Below are 1028 nucleotides of genomic sequence, written 5' to 3' on the forward strand. Positions count from 1 at the left end.
GCGCAGGTGCGCCGCTCACCGGAGGCGGTGGCGGTGGTCCACGAGAACGAGAGACTGAGCTACGGCGAACTCAATGCGCGGGCCAACCGGCTGGCCCATCATCTGATCGCACTCGGAGTCAGGCCGGGAGATAGCATTGCGACAGTGCTTGACCGCTCCGTCGCTCTTGTGGTGGCGCAACTGGCGATCCTGAAGACGGGCGGAGTATATGTACCGATCGATCGCGGTCTTCCCTCTGCGCGACAGGAATGGCTGATGGCTGATTGTGCTGCCCGCCTGGTGCTTAGCCAGATTGACGGTGATAACCTGGTTGAGGCGACGATACCTGTTCTGGCTATTGAGCCGCTCATAGTTGGAACGGGATGTAGTTCCGATCCTGGCCTAGCGTTGACCGCTGAGGCTGCCGCATACGTAATGTACACCTCCGGCTCAACCGGCTTTCCCAAAGGAGTTCTTGTCCCTCATCGTGCTGTCAACCGGCTCGTGATCAATAATGGATATGCGAAGATCGAGGCGGGGGATCGTGTGGCATGGGCTGGCAATCCCGCTTTCGACGCAAGCACATTCGAAGTGTGGGCGCCGCTACTTAACGGTGGTTGCATTGTTGCAATGCAAGCTGTCACAGATCCTCCCAGTTTTGCCAGGGCGCTTAAACAGCACCGGGTGACGTCACTTTTTCTAACAACAGCATTATTCAACCGATATACATCATCGATTGCTCCGACGTTAGCCCAACTTAAGTACCTCCTCTGTGGAGGGGAGCCCAATGATCTCCGCTCATTTCTGAGATTGCTGAGAGAAGAAGGCCCCGTACGTCTCGTTCACTGCTACGGCCCGACAGAGACGACGACCTTCGCGACAGTTTACGAGATCAACCTGAGTAACGAAACACTGCGCCGTCTCCCGATCGGCCGTCCGATTTCGAACACGCGGGTGTACCTGCTGGACGGTCATGGCGCGCCCGTGCCGTTTGGTGCGGTGGGCGAGATTTATATTGGCGGGGCGGGGGTCGCGCGGGGCTATCTGAA

At 57.9% G+C, this 1028-nt stretch carries 1 protein-coding gene; it reads left to right on the plus strand.

Annotation, left to right across the window (positions count from 1 at the left end):
- Positions 1-1028, plus strand: a 1028-nt coding sequence (locus tag AB3X98_RS41970) for an AMP-binding protein (protein WP_368607198.1), incomplete at both ends; no start/stop codon positions are given.

Origin of the sequence: Paraburkholderia sp. BR14312 (genome assembly GCF_040948675.1) — a bacterium.
In the GTDB taxonomy this organism is placed as follows: domain Bacteria; phylum Pseudomonadota; class Gammaproteobacteria; order Burkholderiales; family Burkholderiaceae; genus Paraburkholderia; species Paraburkholderia nodosa_A.